This is a genomic window from Paenibacillus sp. MABNR03 (genome assembly GCF_050455445.1).
GTDB classification, from domain to species: domain Bacteria; phylum Bacillota; class Bacilli; order Paenibacillales; family Paenibacillaceae; genus Paenibacillus; species Paenibacillus xylanilyticus.
Map to the genome: position 1 here is coordinate 990274 of NZ_JBCIYR010000002.1, position 25614 is coordinate 1015887.

Annotated in this window: 20 protein-coding genes; 16 read left to right on the top strand and 4 right to left on the bottom strand. The window is 47.0% G+C overall.

Features of this window, described 5'->3' with window-relative positions; all coding sequences use genetic code 11:
• Positions 1 to 187: 187 nt before the first annotated feature.
• The 10 genes from AAIH57_RS13315 (at position 188) to AAIH57_RS13360 (ending at position 12414) form a co-directional block, all read left to right on the top strand.
• Positions 188 to 877, top strand: coding sequence for a response regulator transcription factor (locus tag AAIH57_RS13315; protein WP_175399429.1), 690 nt, complete (start codon positions 188 to 190; stop codon positions 875 to 877).
• Positions 874 to 1878, top strand: a complete 1005-nt coding sequence (locus tag AAIH57_RS13320; protein WP_430021936.1) for a sensor histidine kinase — start codon at positions 874 to 876, stop codon at positions 1876 to 1878. Before AAIH57_RS13315 ends, AAIH57_RS13320 begins: the two co-directional genes overlap by 4 nt.
• 100 nt (positions 1879 to 1978) lie before the next feature.
• Entirely contained in the window at positions 1979 to 2734 is a 756-nt protein-coding gene (locus AAIH57_RS13325; protein WP_430021937.1) for an ABC transporter ATP-binding protein, read from the top strand.
• On the top strand, positions 2731 to 4656 hold the full coding sequence (locus AAIH57_RS13330; protein ID WP_430021938.1) for an FtsX-like permease family protein: 1926 nt from the start codon (positions 2731 to 2733) through the stop codon (positions 4654 to 4656). Before AAIH57_RS13325 ends, AAIH57_RS13330 begins: the two co-directional genes overlap by 4 nt.
• 429 nt (positions 4657 to 5085) lie before the next feature.
• Complete coding sequence (locus tag AAIH57_RS13335) at positions 5086 to 5709, top strand: hypothetical protein (protein WP_430021939.1); 624 nt, start codon at positions 5086 to 5088, stop codon at positions 5707 to 5709.
• Between the two features lie 172 nt (positions 5710 to 5881).
• Positions 5882 to 8512 (top strand): LuxR C-terminal-related transcriptional regulator, encoded by a 2631-nt coding sequence (locus AAIH57_RS13340; protein ID WP_430021940.1) that lies wholly within the window; start codon positions 5882 to 5884, stop codon positions 8510 to 8512.
• A 131-nt stretch (positions 8513 to 8643) separates the two neighbouring features.
• On the top strand, positions 8644 to 10752 hold the full coding sequence (locus AAIH57_RS13345) for an S-layer homology domain-containing protein (protein ID WP_430021941.1): 2109 nt from the start codon (positions 8644 to 8646) through the stop codon (positions 10750 to 10752).
• A gap of 152 nt (positions 10753 to 10904) precedes the next feature.
• Positions 10905 to 11330, top strand: a complete 426-nt coding sequence (locus AAIH57_RS13350; protein ID WP_430021942.1) for a GNAT family N-acetyltransferase — start codon at positions 10905 to 10907, stop codon at positions 11328 to 11330.
• A gap of 47 nt (positions 11331 to 11377) precedes the next feature.
• Positions 11378 to 11815 carry a GNAT family N-acetyltransferase gene (locus AAIH57_RS13355; RefSeq protein ID WP_430021943.1) on the top strand — a complete coding sequence of 146 codons (438 nt, stop codon included), beginning with the start codon at positions 11378 to 11380 and terminating at the stop codon, positions 11813 to 11815.
• Between the two features lie 176 nt (positions 11816 to 11991).
• On the top strand, positions 11992 to 12414 hold the full coding sequence (locus AAIH57_RS13360; RefSeq protein ID WP_430021944.1) for a hypothetical protein: 423 nt from the start codon (positions 11992 to 11994) through the stop codon (positions 12412 to 12414).
• Between the two features lie 51 nt (positions 12415 to 12465).
• Here AAIH57_RS13360 and AAIH57_RS13365 read toward each other — a convergent pair whose 3' ends face one another.
• From AAIH57_RS13365 to AAIH57_RS13375, 3 genes are all read right to left on the bottom strand, one after another.
• Positions 12466 to 13923, bottom strand: coding sequence for an erythromycin esterase family protein (locus AAIH57_RS13365; RefSeq protein ID WP_430021945.1), 1458 nt, complete (start codon positions 13921 to 13923; stop codon positions 12466 to 12468).
• 65 nt (positions 13924 to 13988) lie between these two features.
• Positions 13989 to 14192 carry a helix-turn-helix transcriptional regulator gene (locus tag AAIH57_RS13370; protein WP_175399435.1) on the bottom strand — a complete coding sequence of 68 codons (204 nt, stop codon included), beginning with the start codon at positions 14190 to 14192 and terminating at the stop codon, positions 13989 to 13991.
• Positions 14193 to 14215: 23 nt separating this feature from the next.
• Positions 14216 to 14722: a DUF6773 family protein gene (locus AAIH57_RS13375; RefSeq protein WP_175399436.1), complete on the bottom strand. Its 507-nt coding sequence runs from the start codon at positions 14720 to 14722 to the stop codon at positions 14216 to 14218.
• A gap of 299 nt (positions 14723 to 15021) precedes the next feature.
• Here AAIH57_RS13375 and AAIH57_RS13380 point away from each other — a divergent pair, with 299 nt between their 5' ends.
• Positions 15022 to 16242 (top strand): RtcB family protein, encoded by a 1221-nt coding sequence (locus tag AAIH57_RS13380; protein WP_430021946.1) that lies wholly within the window; start codon positions 15022 to 15024, stop codon positions 16240 to 16242.
• A gap of 246 nt (positions 16243 to 16488) precedes the next feature.
• On the top strand, positions 16489 to 17667 hold the full coding sequence (locus AAIH57_RS13385) for a DUF4272 domain-containing protein (protein WP_430021947.1): 1179 nt from the start codon (positions 16489 to 16491) through the stop codon (positions 17665 to 17667).
• A 95-nt stretch (positions 17668 to 17762) separates the two neighbouring features.
• On the opposite strand, the gene AAIH57_RS13390 is transcribed toward AAIH57_RS13385, so the two are convergent.
• Entirely contained in the window at positions 17763 to 18803 is a 1041-nt protein-coding gene (locus AAIH57_RS13390; protein WP_430021948.1) for a LacI family DNA-binding transcriptional regulator, read from the bottom strand.
• Between the two features lie 519 nt (positions 18804 to 19322).
• Between AAIH57_RS13390 and AAIH57_RS13395 the strand changes: the two genes are divergently transcribed.
• From AAIH57_RS13395 to AAIH57_RS13410, 4 genes are all read left to right on the top strand, one after another.
• On the top strand, positions 19323 to 20705 hold the full coding sequence (locus tag AAIH57_RS13395; RefSeq protein WP_430021949.1) for an ABC transporter substrate-binding protein: 1383 nt from the start codon (positions 19323 to 19325) through the stop codon (positions 20703 to 20705).
• A 117-nt stretch (positions 20706 to 20822) separates the two neighbouring features.
• On the top strand, positions 20823 to 23750 hold the full coding sequence (locus tag AAIH57_RS13400) for an extracellular solute-binding protein (RefSeq protein WP_430021950.1): 2928 nt from the start codon (positions 20823 to 20825) through the stop codon (positions 23748 to 23750).
• Positions 23751 to 23825: 75 nt separating this feature from the next.
• Positions 23826 to 24737 (top strand): carbohydrate ABC transporter permease, encoded by a 912-nt coding sequence (locus tag AAIH57_RS13405; RefSeq protein ID WP_175399841.1) that lies wholly within the window; start codon positions 23826 to 23828, stop codon positions 24735 to 24737.
• A gap of 2 nt (positions 24738 to 24739) precedes the next feature.
• Positions 24740 to 25603, top strand: a complete 864-nt coding sequence (locus AAIH57_RS13410) for a carbohydrate ABC transporter permease (protein ID WP_017689719.1) — start codon at positions 24740 to 24742, stop codon at positions 25601 to 25603.
• Positions 25604 to 25614: the final 11 nt, after the last annotated feature.

Consider the following 25614-nt stretch of genomic DNA (forward strand, 5'->3'; position numbering starts at 1 on the left):
CTCAGGATGCAGATCCCTTTTGATATAACTCCATCATCCCTGTAAACTGACAACATAGTGTACGCGTGGATATTAATCAACGGGCATTGATCCAATTCAAAAGTAGTAACCCGTAACGGCTGTCCCGCAACAGCCGAGTCTAATTACACTATCCAGCTTTAGAAGAACAGAAATGTGGTGAAGGAATTTGTTTAAAATTATGCTCATTGAAGACGATGAATCCTTATTCAGTGAGATCAGGGAACGGTTATCCCAGTGGTCTTATGACGTATACGGCATACAGGACTTCGGTAAAGTCATGCAGGAGTATAGTGATGTCCAACCACAGCTGGTCATCATTGATATACAATTGCCCAAGTATGACGGTTTTCACTGGTGCCGCATGATTCGTGCCCACTCGAATGTGCCCATTATCTTTCTGTCCTCACGGGATCATCCTACGGATATGGTCATGTCCATGCAGCTGGGTGCGGATGATTTTATCCAGAAGCCCTTTCATTTTGACGTCTTAATCGCCAAAATCCAGGCCACGTTACGGAGAGTATACAATTACAACACGGAGCGGATCGAACTTCGAACCTGGCGGGGGGCTGCGATAGAGTATGTGAAGAATACACTTACGCTGGGAGCAGAATCAGTCCTTTTGACCAAAAACGAGATGTTGATTCTTAAAGTGCTGGTGGAGCACAAAAATCAGATTGTCACCCGTGAGGAACTGATCCGAAGCTTATGGGATCATGAGCATTTTGTGAGTGATAATACGCTGACGGTTAACGTCAACCGGCTTCGCAAGAAGCTGGAACCTCTGGGCCTGGACGGGCATATCGAGACCAAAGTTGGTCAGGGATATGTCGCAACGGAAGAGGCTGAAGCATGATCGGCAAATATATCAGAGAAAAACTCAGCTGGATCCTATTGCTGCTATGCATGCAGCTCATCATTTTGTTTGTGGCGTATATTGATTCATCCATACCCATTCGCTCATTAGCATACGTGGTCATTCTGAATGCGGTAGTCTGCATCAGTTTTATCTGGGCGAGATATCCGAGGGAGACACGATTCTATAAAAAATTAACGACCTGGGACCATACATACGATCTGGGGGAGCTTGATATAGCGGAAAGTCCGTACGAACTTATCGTGCATGATGCCGTAACCTCTCAGACCGAGCGTTATCGGAAGGAGTCTTCATCCAACCTCATTTTGCTCGAACAGGAGAAGGACGAGATGTTATCCTGGATCCATGAAGTGAAGACACCCCTTACAGCGTTACAGTTAATGATTGAACGAACGACGGATGATAAACTGCGGAATCAAATGACGTATGAATGGCTGCGAATTCATCAACTGCTGGATCAGCAGCTGCATCAGAAACGAATTCCGTTTATGCATAATGACCTGTATATTGAGGAGACCGAACTTGAACCGATACTGAATGCAGAGATTCGAGCCTTGAAGTCCTGGTGCATCTCCAAAGGCATAGGTTTCGATATGTCACTGAATATTACGCGCGTGCTGACGGACAGCAAATGGCTGGGTTTCATCATCCGGCAGCTGCTGAGCAATGCGGTAAAATACAGTGATTCCTCGGATATTATTATCGAAAGCTGGGAACAGGATGGACATCACGTTCTCTCGATTCAGGATCATGGACGAGGGATCGAAGCGCAGGATTTACCGCGTATTTTCGACAAAGGCTTCACTTCAACCCGGGGCAGGCTGGAAGGTGCGGCTACCGGAATGGGGCTGTATCTGACCCGACAGGTGGCACAAACGCTGCATATGGACATTCACGTAGAGTCTGCCCCCGGCGAAGGGACAACCGTCAAACTAACCTTTCCCCGGATAAATGACATGGTGCATCTTGCGGGCGTGTGACAACAATGTCACATGCTTTTTCGTTTTGTTCGGTGAATCGCACGATAAATTGGCAGATCCCGCCTATGATAGAGACATACCAAAGGAGAGTGTGTGGGATATGTGGATACTGGAAGCCAAAAAAATCAGTAAAGTATATGGCAACAAACTCAATAAGCAGGAAGTTCTGAAAGGAATCGATCTTGGTGTTGGCAAAGGAGAATTTGTAGGGATTATGGGACCCTCGGGTTCCGGAAAAACGACACTGCTTAATGTGCTCTCCTCAATCGATCGTGTAAGCCAAGGCACCATTGAAATCGAAGGCAAGGAGTTTACCGGAATGAAGGAGAAACAGCTCGCTGAATTCCGTAAACATCATCTCGGTTTTATTTTTCAGGAATATAACTTGCTTGATACGCTTACCGTGAAGGAAAATGTGCTGCTGCCGCTTTCCATTACGAGCATCCCGAAGCAGGAGGCACATCGGAAGTTCGAAGAAATTGCCCGTGAACTGGGCATCTACGAATTGAAAGACAAATATCCATCCGAAATTTCAGGTGGTCAAAAACAGCGGACTTCAGCTGCGCGTGCATTTGTCCACGATCCGAGCATTATATTTGCGGATGAGCCAACAGGCGCACTGGATTCCAAATCCGCTTCGGATCTGCTTGGCAAATTAAGCGACATGAACATTAAACACAAGGCTACCATCGTAATGGTCACACATGATCCGGTTGCCGCGAGTTATTGCAGCAGGGTGATTTTCATTCGGGACGGGCAAATTTACACCCAATTGAATAAAGGAGACGAATCCCGGCAGTCCTTCTTCAACGACATCATCAAAACCCAGGGCGTGTTGGGTGGTGTGCAGCAATGAGTTTGCGATACATCATCTTCCGTAACCTGAGAAAAAACCTGAAGAGTTATTATTTATATGTATTTGCGCTGATCTTTAGCGTGGCCTTGTATTTTTCCTTCGTGACGTTGCAGTATGATCCTTCCATGGATGAGGTGGCGGCTTCGACCAAAGGAGCGGCTGCGATTGGTGCTTCTTCGGTGCTGCTGATTGTCATCGTGGGCATCTTCCTGCTCTATGCCAATACCATTTTCATCAAGAGACGCAGCAAGGAGATTGGATTGTTTCAGCTCATCGGGCTGACGAAAGGAAGAATTTTTGGCATTTTGAGTGCGGAAAATTGCATCCTCTACTTCGGCTCCATGGCGGTAGGCGTTCTGATTGGTTTTCTCAGCTCCAAGCTGGTACTGATGATTTTGTTCAAAATTCTCGGCATTGATGCGATTACGAAACTGTACTTCTCATCGATGGCACTGGTCCAGACCCTGATTGTATTTGCGGTATTGTATCTGCTCATTATGCTGATGAACTATGCCTTCATTAAGGCGCAGAGCATTCTCTCGCTCTTTAGGGTAACGGCCAAGGCTGAGCAGCAGGTGCAGAAGATGTCCGCCGGACAGATGATCATCGGCATTTTGGGTATAGCCCTGATTGTGTTTGGTTATGTATTGTCAGCAAGGATGTTCAGCGGTGAGGCGCTGGATATGCAGCAGCTGATGTATATGATGTTGATGATTTTGTTCTCGGTCATTCTGGGGACGTATCTGTTCTATAAGGGATCGGTCAGTTTTCTGTTTAATCTGATTCGCAAAAGCAAAAACGGCTACCTTTCCATCAATGAGGTTCTGTCATTGTCCTCCATCATGTTCCGAATGAAATCGAATGCACTGCTGCTTACCATTATTACGACGGTGTCCGCGCTTGCGATTGGCATGCTGTCACTTAGCTATATTTCGTATTATTCGGCAGAATCTCAAGCGAAAGAAAGCTTGCCGGAGGATTTCTCTTTTGCTCAAGCGGATGTGAAGAATCGTTTTGTAGCAGAACTTGAGAATAAGCAGATCCCATATGAGGAGAAGCACAGACAGCCTGTTTATATTGATATTGATGCCAAAGAAGTAATGGATGATTCCTTTCCGGAAGAATTTTTGTTCAGCAGCGTGGTCAGCGACAGCATGGTAGATGATATCGATCTGAAACCGGGTGAAGTGATCTTCATGGGTTACGGAAGTGCCATTCAGCAGATGATTACCATTCAGGAAAAGGGTCCAATCGTGCTGCATGGCTCAAAACAAACCATTGATCAACAATTGATCGGCACGACCAAAAAAGGAGTTCTTCCTGTCTACTACACCAAAGGTACACCTGTAGCTGTTGTCGATGAAACCGTTTATCAGCAGCTTCAGAAGGATCTCGATCCCAAGCTGCAGGAAGGCGAGCCGACTGACTATTATGGCGTTCGTATTATAAACGAGGATCAGGCTGAGAAGGCATATGCCATTTTTGAGGAGCAGCAATTGGAGGCGCCAAGCTTCTCGCAGATTGAGTTCAGAAATAACCAACGTACCAATATGGGCCTAATTATGTTCATTGTCGGTTTCCTTGGTCTGACCTTCCTGATTACATCAGGATGTATTCTGTACTTCAAGCAAATGAATGAGAGTGAAGAAGAGAAACCGAGCTATACCATTCTGCGCAAACTGGGATTCACCCAGGGCAATCTGTTAAAGGGTATCCAGTTCAAGCAGGTCTTTAATTTCGGGATCCCACTTGTAGTGGGGCTGAGTCATAGTTATTTTGCGGTAAAATCAGGGTGGTTCTTCTTCGGTACTGAACTGATGACACCTACGGTCATTGTCATGATTGTGTATACGCTGTTGTATTCGATCTTTGGTCTGTTATCTGTGTGGTATTATAAACGGGTGATTAAGGAAGCACTATAGACGGGAATAAGTATCATGACAAAACAAAATTTAAAAAAAGGGTCAGGCTGTCTGTGAAGAACGGCCTGACCTTTTTTCATTGTAATGGATAATCAATTTTACCTGCTTCCAGCAGTTGTTTTAATCCATCAAACATCAAACTCCAACCCTGCTCTGAGCACAGGAAAGAAATTTTGGGGAAAACAGGTGATAGAGGGACTGAGGACGAAATGGTTGTAAAGTGGAATACGTCGATGGATATCGTAAAGCGGAAGGGGCATGTACGATGAATTTGGCTAATCGAATCACGCTGGCAAGGATGGCTTTAATCCCGTTATTTATGTTGTGCTTTGTTCCTTTATCGCCTTCAAATGTGGGCCGGATTACATAAGGGTGAACTACAAAATGCTTCAATGAGGGAAGTAGAGAGACAAAGAATTTCGTTATTTTTTGGGTGAAGGAGGCGGAGGGCAACTGATTACAGCTAGAGTTCTGCTGGTTAAACCAGGGTCATTCATTGAAGAGGAGACAGGGATAGATAACTGGTTAGTTGCTGTGAAACAAATGCCGGAAGTGCGGTATGCCGATGTAAATGATCGCTTACAGGTAGAACGGTTGATGATGAGTCAAAAATTTGGACTTGATGCTCTTCAGATGGCTATTCATGTATTCGACGAGAGAGGACATCCATTAATCGGATATGAGGTCCCAAGTGGAATGAATATATGGCAAGATTATCTGCGAGCTATTCGCAAGTTGATGGAGCAGCGTAAAGCCTGTGTGAGTTACGGGATTGATCCTTACTTGCTCGAAATGGAGTACGTGGCTAATGGAAAATTAAGGTGTGCTATTCGTATGGAATTGGCCCCTCAGGATGTGCTCACTCAGTTCGTTACATCTGAAAAGGCGTTTTTACTAGAGCTGTTGAGAGCTATTGAATTTCTATGGAACAAGCTGCTGCATGAGTACCATACACAGAGTGGGCTCGATATAGCCAAACTGAGAAACGACGGAGAAGATATATTTATAGAGATTGATTCTTTGCGTGAATGGGTTACTCAGTTACCCGAATAGTCGTATCTAAAAAACAGACTCTGCATGATACATGCAGGGTTTCTTGCCCTTTATAACAGAACCAAAAAAAGTATGGGGCCCCGGCAGCGTTCCGAGTATACTTGTAGTAGAAGCTAAAATCACAGATACATATTGGAAAAGGGCACAGCTGTGCTGACTCAGGAGGATTTTAATGAATCAAGAGCATACCAGGGGTCTAGAAGACGACTGGATTCAATTCATGATATTAACCACCAAACTGGAACTTCCTCCCTTGCCCCCGGATACGCTTGATCGTCCAAGGCTCAGTTCAAACAGAGAACAATTATATCAATTCAAAGTTACGCTGCTGACTGCTCCGGCAGGTTCCGGGAAATCCACCCTGTTAGGCAGCTGGGTACAGCATGAACAAGCAGCCTGTGTCTGTCTGGATGACAAAGATCAGGATCCGCTTCAATTCTGGTTGTACGTTATTCATGCATTAGACCGGGTAAGACCAGGATTCTGCCGTGACATTCTGCCGCATTTTTTGCGGGGCTATAGCATACAGCCGCGTTCAGCACTGGTGCTGTTACTGAATCACCTTGCCTTGTCCGAGAAGCCTGTCTTACTTATTCTGGATGATTACCACGCTGTAACCCAAGCGGAGATTCATGAACAAATGGAGTATTTTATTGAGAACATGCCTCCATCAACGCATCTCGTATTGTCGAGTCGGACATCTCCTCCTTTCAGACTGGAGAAGCTGAGGCTCCGTGGGGAACTCGGCCAGATTATGCTTCAGGATCTGGCATTCACCGCAGAAGAAGGGATAGAGTTCTGTCAGGGAGCCATGAAGCTTAACATTACCAGCGCGGATGCGCGTAACTGGGTGCTGCAGACGGAAGGATGGGTTGCCGGTCTTAAGCTGCTCGCTTTGTCTCATATTGGAAGCGCAGAAGAAGATAAAAGTACGCGGAGTACCAGTCCGCTGGCTCAACCTTTGCGGGAAGAACCGCATCACTTCGGTGATCGTTCGGTTTCCGAGTATTTGCTGGAGGAGGTATTTTATCAACAATCACAGGAACTGCAGCATTTTTTGCTGCGCACCTCTGTTGTACACCGAATGAACAGCGATCTAAGCAGAGTGCTGACTGGTATGGAGGATGCTCCGCAATTGCTCAGACATTTGGAAAAGGAGCATCTGTTTCTGATTGCGCTAGATCGGGAAGCAAACTGGTTCCGCTATCATCATATGTTCTCTTCATTTTTGCGGCGTGAGCTGGCTCGTTATGGAACCGAACAGGTAAATGCCCTTCATGCCAAGGCTGCACAGTGGTATGAACAGCAAGGATACTCGGCCGAGGCACTGGATCATTATATTCTCGGTCAGCATATGCAGGATGCAGCCCGATTGCTGGAAGAATTGTTTGCCCATTTTATAATGGGAGAATGGTGGACACTTCGAAAATATTTCGATGTTTTGCCACAAGAGGTCATCAAGGCTCGCCCCAAATTGTACATGTCGTATTTGTTTCTCGTTTCACGTGAACGGCCTTATGGTCAGATGATGAAGGAACTTGATGAACTGGAAAACATGATTCAGGTGCATCTGCATGATCAGCTACCCCCTGAGATTAGCAGATATTTGCTCCAGGTGGTCTGTGTGATGAGAGCTTATATGGCTTATCTTAACAGGGATCTGCAGGGGTTGTCCGACTATTTGATTTCCTATATCGATCAGGGTTATCCGGATGATATTGCGTTTCAATATATGGACTATGACCGGAGAGAAAGCATGCGCCTGCGCAGTTTCCACGGGGTTAACGGTTCGTTGCAACGAGGTGAGATGTGCTTCGGTACAATCACGAATCGTTGGTTTTCCGAGAATTCTTATGTGACATCCTATTATGGTACTGGATACGCTGAAGTGAAGCTGGAACAGAATCACTTGTCTGAAGCTACGCGTTATGCGGACCGTGCTCTCGAAGTAGCACTGCAGATCAAAGTGGCTGCATTGCTGGTTCCGGCTTATGTACTTAGAGCCAGAATAGAGCTTGCCCAGGGCAGACCGAATGAAGGGATCAAATGGCTGCAGCAGCTCAGCGTGCTGTTATCCGCCAAAGATCTCGAATACTGGCAGCCCATCATTCAGGCACATCAGCATCGGCTGCAGCTCGAGATTCAACCTGCAGAGACAGCACAGCTTATGATTAATGACTCCATCGTCGAAAGGGTTAACCCTAAGATCAGTTGTGATCAGGTATTTAGCTCTCTTGTACGTGTCCGAGCCAGGATCCTGTTGGGTGAATATGAACTGTCCCTCATTGAACTGGAACGCTTACGCAAGCTAGCTGAAGAACGAGTCTGGTTAACAGAACAAGTTGAATGCGGCCTGCTCGAAGCTCAGATTCTTCAACGCCAAGGGCATAAAGTTGAGAGTATGGTCCCGTTGTCACGTGCCATCGTGATTGGCAGCTCAGAGGGCTACATTCGTTCCTTTGTAAACGAAGGGGAACCCGTCAAACGCCTCTTGCAGCACTATCTGCATTTGCGTCGTACTCATTCCATACAAGATTCGGGCATCAAAATGGCTTATGTGAAACAACTGCTAGCTGCATTTGCAAAACAAAACCGGGAGGGCGTGTCTTCCGTCCGGCTTAGTCCCATGGAGCAGAGGGTATTTGGTTACATCGCCGAGGGGTTGACCAGCAGACAGATTGCAGCTGAGTTCGGAATCTCGACAGGAACGGTAAATACCCATATAAGACGGGTGTTTGCCAAACTTGGTGCCAGTAGTCGTGCACATGCCGTACAGATTGCCGAGCAGCAAGGGTGGCTGTGAATTCGCCCATGGATGTCTATCGTTTTGTAGACTATTTTCTCGATGAGGACTCTCCTACAATAAAGACTATAAGTAACTTTGCTGCTTAAGATGATGCAAAGTTAGAGTCATGTGGGAGGTAACGTTAATTCATGTCGACACATCTATCGAAACGAAAAGCACGCAACAAAAGCAACAGAATCTTGCCGTATCTGGCAGTACTGTTATCTGTATCGACGCTCACTGTTCCTCAAGCAGTGAGTGCAGCAGCGGGAGCAGGAAGTATAGATGATTTGCAGCAGGCTGCACCCTGGGCGAGACAAGCTATTGAGATGGTCATGGAACAAGAGCTGATTCCGGGAATGAAGGATGGATTGTTTCATCCGGGATTGAATCTTACACGTGGTGATCTGGCATACACCCTGGTTCGTATTGCGGGGTTGGATCTGAAGTCTGAAGTCCAGGTTCAGGCAGGACAGTTCAAGGATCTGTACAACCAGACCGAGAATTTGGCTTCTATTGAATTGGTTAAATCGGCAGGAATCATGAAAGGTTATCCTGATGGTACGTTTCGTCCAGACGGACTCGTAACCAGGGAAGAATTGGCGGCAACGTTGATCCGGATGCTGAATGTCAGGGGATATGTCGAGCCTGTTGGAACGACCAACATATTGTCATTCAAGGATGCTTCAAGCATCAGTCCATGGGCAGTAGAGAGTGTACGGCAGGCTGTTGAATTGGGTCTGGTAAAAGGGGAGAACGGTAACTTTGCTCCGAAACGTCCGACTACAAGACAAGAGATGGCCGTAATTGCGCTGCGTGGAAGCGAGGCGATCAAGATGCTTGAAGGGGCTTCCGAACAGGGGGATGCCGGTTCAGATTCCGATTCGGAAAAGCCTGGGCAAGTGACGGAAGTGGAGGGAACGACTTCAGGCAATGGAGCTGCAGGGAATTCTGCGGGGAATACAACGAATGGGTCGGGAACCAATTCCGGTAATGGAGGCGGGAGTACAGGCGGCGGTGGCTCAACGCCAAGCAACCCAACGAATCCGACAAACCCAACAAACCCAACAAACCCAACAAATCCAACAACGCCATCCAACCCAGAACCGATGAACCAAGCTCCGGTGGTTGTTAGTGAGGGATTACCGGATCAGGAACTTATATTGGTCCATGCGCCTCTGGATTTTCAGGCTTCCTCCTACTTCAGTGACCCCGATGGAGACGCCCTGCAATGGAGTATTGTGGATGGAGATGAAGCCATTGTTACTGCCACGGTAGATGGGCAGATGATCAAGCTTACACCAATCGCTGAGGGAGAAGCAGTTTTGACAGTCAAGGCTGTCGATAATCAAGGGGCCAGTGTTACTGCACAGCTTAAAATTACGGTCCTTGCCAATACGATCAGTCGACAATTTCCTGATCCTTATTTAGCGGGAGCCATTGCCTATTGGCTCGAGAAGGATGTAAATGATCCGTTGACCAAAGAGGAACTGGTGGAAGCACTGGTACAGACCGATGGAGGACTCTATGCCAGAAATGCAGGTATTTCCGATTTGACGGGATACGAAATTTTCAAAGGCATGAACGTTACGGAAATTGACCTGTCAGGCAACAACATCAGTCAGGTGGACGCTGCAGGCTTCACGCAATTGAAGAAGCTGAATTTGGCTGGCAATCAACTTACAGAGGTTCATGTTTCCGGACTTACGGATCTTCAGGAACTCATATTGTCCTACAATCAGATGACATCCCTTGATGTAAATGGATTGAATTCCCTTGAGTTGTTGGACATTGGTGACAACGAGCTGGCTCATTTTCCAACCGGAATTGCTGACCTATCTTTGCTGCAATATTTAAATATCAGTAACAACTCCATTTTGCTTAGAGACGAACCTGACTTGACTTTTCATCTGGGACTGCTCGAACGTTTACCGATGTACGATTTCGATGATGCTGCACCAGTTCTGGTGGAGGCACCCGCGGGAAATACAGCTTATGTCGGAGATGAAGAGACCGAGATCGACCTGGGATACATGTTTGAAGATGAGGATGACGAGAGATCAACACTGATTCTCACAGCGGAATCGCCAGATCCACAACTGGCTGAAGTCAGAATGGATGGACAGAAGCTGTACGTCAGAGCTCTTGCATCAAGCGAAACCCCAATTCGGATTAACGTGCAGGCAAGAGACATGTTGGGCAAAATGGACACAGGATATGTAGAGGTCATGCTTAAGATGAAAGAAGAATTGCTTTGAATTCACGTAATTGAACTATAAAAGGATGAGCGCATCTCCATTGGAGGTGCGTTATTTTTATGCTGCATACCCTCAGATAATGTTAAAATACTCAAGAAGATGCACAGGAATTATCCAGTTTTTATGAGGAAATGACAGAGAGGGGAATGGAAATGTCACAAGGAACGATGAATCCCAGCACTGCGGAAGATTCAGCCTATGTTCGTCATCAATTGATTGCGTTTAATGCGGCGCATCTGAGCGAGGAACTGAAACACCGTTATGAAGAATTGAATTTTAATATCAAAAATGAAGCTGGAGAAATCGTTGCTGGTGTTCTCAGTACGCTATGCTGGAACTGGCTGGAGCTTGATATCCTCTGGGTAGATAAGCAGCAGCGTCATCGAGGATATGGTTCCCGATTATTGCTGGAAGTCGAACGCATTGCGCGTGAGAAAGGTTGTGATTTTATTATACTGAATACATTCTCGTTCCAGGCACCGGAATTCTACAAGAAACATGGCTATCAATTGATGGCTACCATTGAAAATGCACCAACAGGGCATCGTCATTATTATTTTAAAAAGGATCTCACCTAGGGTAGAGTAGAGAGTGCAGAATAAGAGAGAAGTCAGGGGATGGGTCTATGGTTACAATCAAAGCTATTGAATTTCAGGATTTACCGGCCTTAAGCAAACTGTACAATGAGTTAATGGGGACACCTACCAATGAGCAGCAGATGCAAAAAATGTTTCGCCACATACAGCAAAATGGTCATTATCACGTGCTGGGTGCTTTTTATAATGGCGAGCTGGCTGGATCTGTCATGGGAATCGAATGTATGGATCTCGTGGGTCAATGCAAGCCTTTCATGGTCGTGGAGAATGTGATCGTATCGGATCAGGTCCGCAGGCAGGGGATTGGTCAGAAGCTGATGCTCCAGATTGAACGGATTGCGAAGGATCTCGGGTGTGAGTACATGATTTTGGTATCTGGCGATCAGCGCAAGGAAGCCCATGTTTTCTATGAAAAGCTTGGATTCAAGGATGAGAAGGTTCAAGGGTACCGGAAGCATTTGAACTGAGATTTTGCATCCATTCAATAAGCGACTAACAATCTCAATATATAGCTCGAATCATTGAAAATGCTGAACTAATCTACAGGACGTAGAAATGTTTATTACCAGGAGGATTATTTAAGGAGTAAGGCGAATAAGGCATAGTCATAAATCAACAGTATGGATATGAGGGAGGCACTCTCGTGTTTAAAAAATGGGCTAATGTCTTGATGATTCTGAGTTTGGTATTTGCCGTATGTTCCCCAACATCCTACGCTGCCGCCAAAACGGTTAATGTAACCGTGACACTGGTCAGCGCGGAACTGGTAGAGAACAACTCCGTCGGTAACGATTGGGCCGTAGGTGCAAGTGTAAACGGTAAAAACCTAAATGAAGGTTCTTCTGTTACATTAAAGCTGAAATCAACTGATACGTTGAAATTAAAAGCGATTGCCGAAGAACAGGACAAGATTCCCGATCTCGGAAGCAAAAGCACCAACGTTAAAGTATCCTCTTTCTCCAAATCGACCAATAAGACCCTTTCCGTTGTTGTGAAAGAGAACAGGGGCCGTTATTCGGGTAACACGGCGACGTGGGAGTTTAAGTTCAAGATTAGCAAAAAGTAAAAACAGGAAAATGGTAATACAAAAAGAGAGCTGCCAGCTCTCTTTTTGTATTTATTCCTGACTTTGTTCTTTGGAGCCTGATGAGGAAGATCGAATATATTGCGGTGGATGAACGTCGTCAATCATTAAAATGCCGTCATACTGATCTCGCGGGACAAAACTCTCAGAGATCATGCCCCAGCTGTATGCAAATCGTGGTTCGAACATCCATGAGTTGCCTGTTTCCCTGTTCTGATACCGCAGGTCCAGGAAACTGTAGGGGGTATTCGTTGCTGATATGATGCCTTCAATGGAACCGGGTTTTGCCGGCTCAACGGCATGAAGTCCGCCGGAATTATCGGCCGTTTGACCGCTGGATGCATACAATCCCAAAACATAACTGGATTTCTTTATTTCTTCCGAAAGTTTTTCTCCCATCATGGTTATGGGATAGGGCGAGCCCATGACTTCGCTATGCGCCTTTCTTATGTGATCGTTATGTCCCCATACTATAAATTTTTCGTTTGGATACACTTCGGTTGCGAGCCACATGAGATTGTCATGCATCGCCTGATCGCGCCACTCCATGGAGTCAAAAAACGTCTCATATTTTCCTTCATTCATTTCAGCCGCTGCACGGATCGAAAGATCGACATATTCCCTTGCTACATGAATTCGATCACTGAGGCTTCGCTCCAGCAGCATGGAAAGTTTCGGTTGATCCGGGTATTCTTTTTGCAGATAGGCCTGGTTCGATTTGGATTTCAGGGATTGAAGGACGTCTTTGTATACCTTGATAATTTCATTTTTCTCAGCGCGATAGGCTTTCAGATCTGTTCCGGCAGAGAAATTGGACAGCTTTTGTTCCGTTTGTGCGAGTAGCTTGGCGAGCTCTTTATCCTTCAGCCAGTTACCGTCCAACAGCGGGAATTGCAGCTGCATGTCGAATCCGGTTAGAATCAGGGGTTGTTCAGTCTGTGCGCTCGTTTTGAGATAATCGAATAAAGGCATGATTTCCTTGGACCACCAGACGCCGAAGATGGAGTTTCTCATCGTTTGTTCGGGAAGTTGCTGTTTTACCATGGCATTAGCAAGCGATGTGTTGGAAAGACTGCTTTCAAAGGCAAGAATGTTGTATCCCATTTCCTGATGCAAAAACTGGATCAGCCGGGTTTTCGCCAGATTAAATTCGGCAACCCCATGGGAGCTTTCACCCAGAAACACAATTCGCTTGTCATAGAGTAGAGGTTTCAGCATCTCCAGATCCGAGAAGGAATCAGGCTCCTGACCTGTCTTCACAGGCTGGATGCTATCCAGTCGATATGCGTGATCTCTAGCCCATTCGTTCCATTCTGCAATTTTCTCATCCGATGTTTTTGCGGATTGCACCTGAGTTACCTGCCCCTGAATGGTCTCCATGGTAGCTGATGCTGCAGCACCTGCAAGCCCTGTTGGATAGAGCGAACTTGCCAGTATGGCTGAAGTCAGTGCAAGGACAGTACCAATCTTTCTTTTCCTGAAATAAATCAAAATTTAGCCTCCTTCATTCGTCGTGTAGTTGATAAATAAATGATTAAGTATTTGAACCATCCGGCTTATGTCTGCTCTTCGTCCCAGAACAGGTCATTCAGTGTTCTTGAGAGTGCCTTGCATATGGCAATACATAAGCTGAGGGACGGATTATACTTTCCCAGTTCAATGAGACCAATGGTTTGCCTCGATACACCAACGATCCGTGCCAGATCGTCCTGCGATAGATCCTTTTCGACCCGGGCGACTTTCAATCGTATATTTTTCATGCCCATTCACCCTTGTATCCTTTCTATGAATCCCACTGATCTTTTCGAGCGGCTTTTTGACTCGCCTTGTTTGCGAAGTGATGAACGATGACATTGAATCCTGCAAAGAGCGGAATATAAAGCAGCAGTGAAATAATAAAAACGAGGAAGAAATACCACCACTTCTCATGCGCCGTATCGGCAAACAAAACGGAACTTCTTATGCCCAGGAACAAGGCCATTGAGATACCGATAATCAGACCCGTAATTATGTTGCGCAGGCTATATGAAATTTTGCTCGTCTGGTCATGGACCTCAACTTCATCCGAATAAATGCCCAGCATGACGGAACGAACTCCGAAATAGATACTTCCTGCGAGAAGGACGATCACTTCCGTCAGCATGGAGTAAGTCTCCCAACTGAGAAAGCTTTTGATCAGGATGGAGATGCCGCAGATCCACATGATTAAAGTGTAAGCTTCCTTATACACCTTGTTTTTCAGATTGACGATACGCTCATCCTGATTGCCATTTGTTTTAAACCATTTCATGATTGACCTCTCCTTCATAGAGATTTGAAAATAATGTGGTAAATATTTCTTATGAACTTCATGATAATATTATTTGAGTCTTTTTGCAATATATATATGTCATTTTGTTTGGTATAAAATACAATCTGTGAAAATAAAACAAATCTAAAGTTACACAATAACGTACAGCAGTTGGTAGAGGACACTGCAATTGAAATGGCAATGTGTATCATCCAGCAGGAATTGATTTACTGCCCATATGGTATAGTTTTTGGTAATATATACAAAGTGTTTGATAAGACAGGAGGTTTATATAGCGTATGAGAATCGTGGATAACATCAAAGTTTGGGGGGAGCCGCTGGAGAATGCGGTAAGTCAGGCAGTGACTTGCTCGCAACATGGCGATGTGCTTGGTGTAGCTCTAATGGCCGACCATCACAAAGGATATTCGCAGCCGATCGGAGGTGTGGTCGCCTACCGTAATATGATCAGTCCATCAGGAGTCGGATATGATATTGCCTGCGGTAACAAAGCGGTACGCACCAACCTCATGTGGGAGGAGATCAAGGATCAGATTGGCGTTATTATGGACGATATCAATGCAAACGTATCGTTTGGCGTGGGCAGGAATAATCCAACCCCAGTCGATCATGAGCTGTTTGATGATGCCAGCTGGAAATTGTTCGACACAATCGAGCCTGGATTGCAGCACAAATTAAAAACACTGGCACGTAACCAGCTTGGCACTGTAGGCAGTGGCAATCATTTTGTAGATATTTTCGTGGAAGAATCAACGGGCAAAGTATGGATTGCGAATCATTTTGGCAGTCGTGGATTCGGCCATAAGGTGGCTAGCGGGTTTCTCAATCTGGCTGCGGGTCGTGAGTTTAGCGGGAAGGCACCCGGAGAATCCATGGATCAGCCACCTACGTTGTTTGACCTGAACAGTGAAATGGGTGAGATGTATTGGGACGGAATGAGTCTCGCAGGCCGTTACGCCTATGCAGGCCGGGATTACGTTATCGACCAGGTGCTTGGTATTCTTGGAGCAAGTGCGGAGTATGCGGTGCACAACCATCATAACTTTGCATGGAAAGAACAGCATATGGGCGAAGAAGTGGTCGTCGTCCGCAAGGGAGCAACACCGCTGGCTCCCGGGCAGCTTGGTTTTGTCGGAGGCAGCATGGGAGATATTTCGGTGATTGTCGAAGGAATTCACAGCGAGGAGAATACCGAGTCATTCCGAAGCACTGTACATGGGGCTGGCCGGATCATGAGTCGTACCCAGGCTGCCGGCAAAATGAATTACAAGCTGCGCACACGCATGGGCGGCGAAATCAGTGAGGAACAGATGCAGGCAGCAATTCGTGCCTATGGTGTCGAGCTGAGGGGCGCAGGCACAGACGAAAGTCCGTTTGTATACAAAAAGCTGCAGGATGTACTGGATGCTCACGAACATACTTTGAAAATCAATCATATTCTGCGTCCCGTCGGTGTCGCGATGGCCGGAGGCAATGAATTCGATCCGTATAAGGACTAGTTATATTAGTTCAACTAACATTTACACAATAACGGAGAGGACAGAAATAACCTGAAGAAGCGAAGCGTTCGCCTAAAAGCTTTCTGAAAAGAAAGCTACATCGGAAGCATAAGCTATCTCCGGATTTTCTCCTTTAAAAAAGGGAATCAAAATCTGGGGATAACAGCGATCGGAAGGTTGTTCTGTCATCGGAGTGCCAGTGTAAATTTTCATTAGTTGAATTTATAGAAAGAAGAAGGTGACATAATGAGAAACTGCGCATTGTACAGCTCCCAGTTTGACCTGGATCAGCTGTTTGAACTCATTCAATCCATCTATCCACAGGATAAGATCGAGCGCAAGGAAGACAAAACCCATATTCAGGTGATTCGCAAAAAGTGGCTTAGCAAGAAAACCAAAGGTTTCAACATCATGACAAGTCAGACCAACCCCGAGGGATTCACCTCAATGATTCAGGGCATGATGGGCTTCCTGAGTCAGATTGAGGGACGTAATCCGGCAGTGCAGGAGAAAGTGCTGATCAAATGCTCGACCCTGAACATGGTCGTTGGCATTGAGACTGAAGAGGACATATCCGAGGAGTTCTTCGAGGAATTATTGACGCTTGCCCATGGACTGGATGCGATTATTTTCTGGGGCGGAGGGTCCCTACTGGACGCACAAGGGCAGTTATTGCTCGATGTCAACGGAGAATCCGAGGTGGAAGATTACAAGGTAACGGCGCACACCAGCTTTTTGGATGATGTCAGACCGCATTCCGAGTCTGGAGCCCGGCGAAAAGAAAAATCCGAGTCCATTTTGGCAAAACAGGGCATTCCATTCAATGTTCATTTGCCCGCCAGGGCCGGAGATGAGCACACAATGATCCGAAGCGCAGAAGAAGTGGCACAGCGCGCAGTTGCCCTCTGTATCGCAGCACTCAAGGGTGAATGTCTGGGTGCCGGAGAGAGTGCGGAAGATACGGCAGCGCTGGTTCAGGAAGTCATCGACAAGTATGATGCGGCCTCATTTTTCTCACCTGTCGAGAAGAGGTTTATCGCGCAGCATGGGGCGGAACAACAGGATGTAATCTCTTTTTCATGGGGGTACGAGGCTTATCATGTAATGTTATGGGCGCTTGGTTACGTCGAGGAACTTGGAGCTCCAGTAGATCTGTGTAACGTTGGACAGGCTGTAGGATATTTGCAGCAAAAGGACACTTTTGAGGATTTTCTGGCCGAAGCATCCCTGCGCAGCAAAAGTGAAATTCTGGACGCTGCTGACCTGATCTACCGTTACAACTGGGTATGTGTAGACAGCCGTGTGAATGACCAGGCACCTCCTGCCGGGTTGAATGGTGGAGTCGCCTATGAACGTCACCGTGCGTTAAATTGGCTGATATGTTATCTGGATCAGGAATGGGATGATGTACGGACAGATACGTAACTTGGATAGCCTAAACAGGATATATCTAATTTCAAATACCCCCAGCCAGTAACGTAAACCACTGGTATGGGGGTGTTTTTTGTCTATGCAGCTGTTTAACCGCTATGCCTGCTATATTGTTCCCGAATGATGACGTCTGCCATGATCAATTTTTTCTCCACATTACTCTCGGGGTTTACGATGCGCCACAACATCTGGTCCACTGCACGCGCACCAAGCAATTCCTTGTTTACGTTGACCGTGGCGAGCACCGGAATGTTGTCGTACAAATTATCAAAACCCGTGACAACACATTGGTCAGGTACGCTTATTCCCATACTCTCCAGTGCTTCAATCGTATAGAGCGCGGAGAAGTCATTGGCACATACAAACACCTCTGGCAAGTTGGCCTCATGAACTACCGACGTGAACGTTTGGCGGAAATCATCGACGGCTGGACTGCACAACTCCGGTATCTGATTCATTTCTATACCGTTGCCCATAAGCACAGAACTGTACGCGATCCATCGTTCATAGAAGCTGTGAGCATCGCTGATATTCCCGACAAATTGAAAGCTCTTGAAACCCTTGCGAAGGAGATATAGCATGATTTCACGCATCGAAGTAAAGTTGTCTGTAAAAATGCTGTCGCTGTGGAAGACCGGATCGAGATGATCAACCATAACGACGGGAATCCCCAGGCGCTTAATTTCAAGCAATATGGGGGTGGTGATTGAACCCACCGTAATAATGCCCCGGATGGCATCGGGATTGAGCAGTGTAAATAATTGGTCCGCAGAAGGCTCCGTCAGGGTAAGAATATTGATCCCTTTCTGGTTCAGTCTGGATGATATCCCGTTAAAGACGGGCCCCCAGTAGACAGACTCCTGGTTTTGGTAACGAACATTTGGAAACAAAATGAGGATCGTTCCGCTCCAACGCATGTGTTGTGGGTCGTGAAGATCATTGCTGTTGTTCATATCGCCAGATAACATGCTGTTATCTTTGAAATATCCAAGTTTGCCAGCGGCCTTAAGGATAATGTCCCGTGTCTGATCACTCACACCGGATTTCCCAGAGAGTGCACGTGAGACCGCAAATTTTGACAGACCCGTAAAATGTGCTATTTCCTGAATTGTTACCTTCGTCTTCATCATACCATCCTTACATTCTTAGTTCTGCCGTATTCTTGACCATGTAGCATGAAACTGATTCCAGTATATCATGATATATTTCCTCTAATCTAATAACGGACACAGAATAATAAATGTTAGTGGTCCCCAGGATTTTACGATGGAAATGGAACGGCAGAGATGAAGTTTTTTGAGAGTAAAGCACGAATCTTGTCTTAAAAAATTATCAATTTGTTATTTTAGAAAATAACAAATTGTGAAGATTTAAAATTGCTTAATTATCGATACACTCAAAAGATAATGTGATCAAAATGCTGTTGAATAGCCCTTTTTACTGGTTTAATCAGCATCATAGCAGAAAAAATAGAAAATGTTAACAATAAAATGTTGACGCTTACATTTTGCTATGTTAAATTTTGTTTGTTCAAACCAAACGATGAAATAACAAATGGCGGTGATGTTCTGATTTTATTAGGTGGGGTGAGGTTAGTTGTTTTTGCGTGACCGTATTAGACAAACACATTCGGGGAGGTTGTACAAATCATGAGAAGAAAATGGAACGTTCTGCCGCTGATGTTACTGGCCGTGATGCTTTTTGTATCCGCTTGCAGTGGTGGGGGTACAACGCAGACGGGGACCGATGCAGGTGGAGCAACTAACTCAGGAAACAGCACCGAAGTCGCTGAGACAGATAAAGAAGGCGGAGCAGAAGAAGCGGCAGTCACTGTGCCGGATATGGGAGGACGCGTCATCAAGGTTGCTGCCTGGTGGGATCTGAAGCCCGCGGGGGAGACAGCCTCAGATAAGGCTCGTCTTGATAAGATTGCTGAAGTCGAGAAGAAATATAACGTGAAAATCGAGTTTGTAAATGTCCCGTTTGAAGAATACATGAATAAATTTACAACGACTGCACTGGCTGGCGAGCCATTCGCAGACATCGTGCAGATGGAATACAAATCCGCACTTCCCGCCATCCTCAAAGGGCAGCTGCTGCCAATCTCCGAATTTACCACAGCTGAGAACAACATCAATCAGGAGGCCAACCTGATCACAAAATATCCTGCCATTGCAGGTGATTACTACTCATTCGATAACCCGATCAGCATCGGTCTGGGACTTCACTATAACCGCGATTTATTCAAAAAAATGTCGCTGCCTGATCCACAGGAGCTATATAACAAAGGCGAGTGGGATTGGGACAAATTCATGGAACTGGCCAAACAGGCAACAAAAGATACGGATAATGACGGCAAGATTGACGTATACGGATTCTCCGGCTGGCCGATCGACGTGCTTCGTCACTTTACCGCTGCCAATGGCGGCACGATCGTAGATGACGAGAACGCAAAAGAAGGGTTGTCCGACCCCAAAACCATTGAGGCTGCCGAATTCGTTAAACGCCTGTTTAACGTGGAGAATGTCGTGAAGGTCAAGACAGGCGACAAAACCAACTGGGAGGAAAGCAATACATTCAAGGATGGAGACGTTGCCTTGTTCACCGCCGCTGAATGGCAGCTGGGAGATATCACCTTTGCTGCTGGTGTAGTCCCTATTCCCAACGGACCTCAAGGCAGCAAGGATGTGACTTACGCCAACAACGCAGCCTCCGCCAAGTTCATTCCCAAAGGTGTAGAAGATCCTAAGATGGTATACCAAATTTACGAAGAGACCTTCGACATCCCGCAGATTGAAGAATACCCGGGTCAGGATTACCTGGAGAGCCGTTACACCGATGAGAAGGACATCGCCATGATTCGCGAACATATTGCGGGCACGGGACGCATCTTACTGGATGATGCCTACACAGGCTATCCAATCGGTGATTATGTCAACGATATCATCAAAGATAATGCTTCCGTTACTGCAACAGCCGAGAAGTACAAAGCGCAGGCACAAGCTGCGATTGATAAACTCGGCAAACAATAACACCAGCCGTATATCAGGCAGAGGTGCTGCGTGCCCGAGAGTTTGCGCGGCGCCTCTTTTCCTGAACCCTGAAACAGGGTGGAGCTGGCATCAGCCTTGATGAGGAGGACTCGTAGAATGGCTGGAATTCTACAACGAAAGAAATGGATCCTGCCCACAGTAATCGTAGCAGCGGCAGCCTGCGTCATACTGTATTTCACCTCCGGTACGGACGTAGAGAGTGCAGATGTTCCGCCTGGCAGTCTGCCTGCCATTGAGGTGGATGCCATTTTGCAGCAGACGAGGCAGAAGAAAGGGTATGAACAATATCTGTCCAAAGCAGGTGAGGCCCCACTGCCGAATGTGGACATCATCATTGAAGCAGAGGACTACAAACGGGCGGAAGGTGAAGAGGTACGCAAACTGAGTGATTATGAGGGCATGACAGGTGTATCGCTTCATACCGGAGAGACGGGAGAGGTTGACTGGGTTGTGGATGTGCCGGAAACCGGACTGTATAACCTATCCGCTGTTTATTTTCCCGTAGAAGGCAAGAGTTCTGCGATTGAGCGCGCATTGTATATTGACGGTGAACTTCCGTTTGCAGAAGCCGCCTATTTGCAGTTTGACCGGGTATGGGGCAATGAGAAAGAAGCCGTTGAACGGGATAATCAGGGCAATGATCTTCGTCCCAAACAAGTGGAGAAACCACGCTGGATGGAAGAAACGTTTCAGGACTCAGACGGGTACGAACAGGCTCCATTCAAGTTTCATTTGGAAAAAGGGGAACACACCCTTACGCTGAAATCATCGCGTGAACCGATGGTGATTCGATCGATACGGCTATTCAATGAGAAGCCTGCCGTTCCATATACGGAGACCGCAGGGGCGCAGCAGCCGGATTCTACCGGGCAACCGAAAGATGTGCTCATTCGGGTTGAAGGAGAAGCGGCAGTGGCCAAATCTTCACCTACGCTATACCCGACCAGTGAAAGATCAAGTTCAGCGGTATCTCCTTACAGTGCTTCCCAGGTACGCATCAATACGATTGGTGGCTATAACTGGCGTCTGCCAGGACAGTGGATCGAATGGGAAGTGGATGTGCCGGAGAGTGGACTTTATCATATCGGTTTTACTGCACAGCAAAATTTCGTAAAAGGCATATATTCCACGCGCAAGCTGACCATTGATGGCGAAGTTCCGTTTGCCGAGATGACCAAAGCGCCTTTCCGTTACCAAAGTGACTATCGCATTGACGTGATGGGAGGCAAGGAAGCTTACAAGTTTCAGCTCGAAAAAGGCAAACACGTCATACGGCTGGAGAACAGCCTTGGTGACTTCGCGCCACTCATCCGCAATGTGGAGGACAGTCTGTATAACCTGAACTCCATGTATCGGCGAATCCTGATGATCACGGGGACCAAGCCTGATGAATTCCGGGATTACCGGGTGGAGAAGCAGATTCCGAATCTGCTGGAGGTGTTCAGCGGGGAAAGCAAACGCTTGAAGGAAGTAGCAGCTCAGCTTCGCATTCTGTCAGGTCAGTCCAGTGATCAGGAAGCATTGATCAAAACGATGGCCCAGCAGTTGGATGAGATGATCGACAAGCCGGATACCATTCCAAGAAGGCTTGCCGCTTACAAAACGAACACAGGCGGGCTCGGTACATGGGTGCAGCAGGCTCGTGAGCAACCGCTCGAAATTGATGCCCTGTATGTTGCGTCCCTCGACCGCAGCATTCCCGATACAGGCATGGGAGCGCTGGCGAAGATCGGCCACGAAGCAAAGACTTTTTATAATTCATTTTTCATCGATTATAACCAGATCGGAAACGTATCCACATCAGAAGATCAGCGCAAGGTGACGGTATGGATCGGGAGTGGACGTGATCAGGCCAATACAATGAAAGCAATGATTGATGAGACGTTCACACCGGAGAGTGGGATCAGCGTCAATCTGAAGCTGGTTAACATGGGCACGTTATTGCCAGCCACTTTATCGGGTGAAGGGCCGGATGTAGCGATGCAGATCGGCAATGATCTGCCGGTGAACTTTGCCATGCGTAACTCGGCCGTTGATCTGACCAAATTCAGTGACTATACCTCGGTGGAACAGGAATTCCGGGAAAGTGCGATCGTACCGTACGTCTATGATTCAGGCGTATATGCCTTGCCGGAAACACAGACCTTCAATATGTTGTTTTACCGAAAAGATGTCATGGAAGAGTTGGGCCTTGAAGTTCCTCAAACGTGGGATGATGTCGAGAGCCTGCTGGCGATACTGAGCAAAAATCATATGGAATTTGGCATGCCTGTGGTGGCCCAGGCCAACATGCAGGGCGTCAACATTCCGCCTAACTCGCAGTATGCAACGATGCTCCTGCAGAACGGAGGCTCGTTCTATCGCAATGACGGCAAGGAATCGGATCTGGATTCCCGCATCGGTATTGAGACATTTAAGAAATGGACAGAGTTTTACACCGATTACAAGCTGGAGCGGGAATACGACTTTGCCAACCGTTTCCGGACAGGGCAGATGCCGATTGGTCTGACGGATTACACGATGTATAACCAGCTGTCCGTATTTGCACCGGAGATCCGCGGATTATGGGGGTTTGTTCCTGTCCCAGGTACTGTGCAGTCGGATGGAATATTGAATCGGGACGTTCCGGGCGGCGGCAGCGCGGTCATGATGCTCGAGAGTGCCAAAGATCAGGAAGCTGCATGGGAGTTTATGAAGTGGTGGACGAGTACACCGGTCCAGGCCGAGTTTGGTCGTGAGATGGAAGGGCTGATGGGTGCAGCCGCGCGTTATCCAACCGCCAACATCAAAGCACTTGATTCGCTCCCGTGGCCTGCTGAGGATTATGCGAACCTGAAGGCACAATTCGAGACGGTGAAGGGTATTCCTGAAGTGCCTGGGGGTTATTTTACCGGACGCCATCTGTTCAATGCCTTTTACAAGACGGTTGTCGGCCAAGTGGAGGCAAGGGAATCCATTATGGACTACACCCAGTATATTCAGGACGAGATTCGCGTCAAGCGTAATGAATTTGGTCTTCCGTAAGCAGAGGGAGGGTTAACCGTGTCACAAATATCACTCCGAGATGGGCAAAACAGTCCTCCTGAGAAAGCATCAAGGATGGGCATGAAATCATGGTGGAGCTGGAAGCTGCAGGAGATGAAGGCCAGCAAACATTCCTATGTCCTGCTGGCCCCCTATATGATCCTGTTCACCATGTTCACCGTGATTCCGGTAGTTATCTCGATCATACTCAGCTTCACCTATTTCAACATGCTGGAGTTTCCGCGTTTTATTGGCTGGCAGAACTATACACGGCTGTTTCTGGAAGATGACGTATTCCTGATTGCCATCAAGAATACGCTGCTCTTCGCAATTATTACTGGACCCATCAGTTATATTGCCTGTTTCGTGTTTGCATGGATCATTAATGAATTAACACCGAAATGGAGGGCGTTCATGACGCTGATTTTCTATGCGCCGTCCATTTCAGGGAATGTCTATTTCATCTGGCTGATGATTTTCTCAGGGGATCGTTATGGTATAGCCAATGGACTCCTGATCAAATGGGGCTTTCTGCTCGAGCCAATTCAGTGGTTGAAGACGGAAGCCTACATTATGCCGATCCTCATTCTGGTGCAATTGTGGCTGAGTCTGGGCACGGGCTTCCTGGCATTCATCGCCGGTTTGCAGACGGTTGATCGGACGTTATATGAAGCGGGAGCCGTGGATGGGATCAAGAATCGCTGGCAGGAGCTATGGTATATTACCTTGCCTTCAATGCGTCCACAGCTGATGTTCGGCGCAGTCATTCAGCTCACGACCTCGTTTGCCGTGGCAGATGTGTCGATAGCACTTGCCGGGTTCCCGAGCGTGAACTATGCGGCAGAGACTGTGGTCACCCATTTGATCGACTTCGGTACAACACGGTTTGAGATGGGTTACGCCTCGGCCATTGCAACCGTGCTGTTCATGATTATGGTAGGCACCAACCTGCTGGTACAGAAACTGCTTCGAAGGGTGGGAGAATAGCTATGGCTGCAATTGCGACAGGCAAAAAGCGGGTAAATCGCTCGCTGTCGGGAAGTCTCTCCCTGTTTGCCCTTCTGCTTGTATTTGGTGCCTTCATGGTGCTGCCGCTGATCTATGCAATCAACAATGCATTTAAACCGCTGGATGAGATTTTTACCTTTCCGCCAACACTGTTTGTCAAAAATCCAACGTTCAGCAACTTTACGGATCTGCTGAATCTGCTAAGTGACTCGTGGGTGCCGTTCTCGCGCTATATATTCAATACGGTATTTATTACGGGTATTGGCATCGTGGGTCATGTGCTCCTGGCTTCCGCAGCGGCTTACCCGCTGGCTAAACACAAATTTCCTGGCAAAGTGTTCATGTTCCAGGTGGTTGTACTGTCGTTGATGTTCACACCTGCTGTGACGGCGATCCCGAACTATATGATCATGTCATGGCTTGGATGGATCGATACGTACTGGGCTGTCATTATCCCGGCATTTGCCTATTCATTAGGTTTATATCTGATGAAACAGTTCATGGAGCAAATTCCGGATGCGCTGCTGGAAGCAGCCAAGATTGATGGTGCCAGTGAATACCGGATCTTCTGGTCCATCGTCATGCCGAATGTGAAGCCAGCCTGGCTTACATTGATTATTCTGCTGTTTCAGATGCTGTGGGGCAGTGACGGCAATGGATACATCTACAGTGAGCAGCTCAAGACACTGCATTATGCAGCAGGCCAGATTATTCAGGGCGGAATATCCCGGGCAGGAGCGGGTGCAGCGGTAGCACTTATATTGATGAGTGTGCCGATCACGCTATTTATTTTCTCTCAGAGCCGAATCATTGAGACGATGGCGAGCTCGGGCATGAAGGATTAAGGGGGAACGAT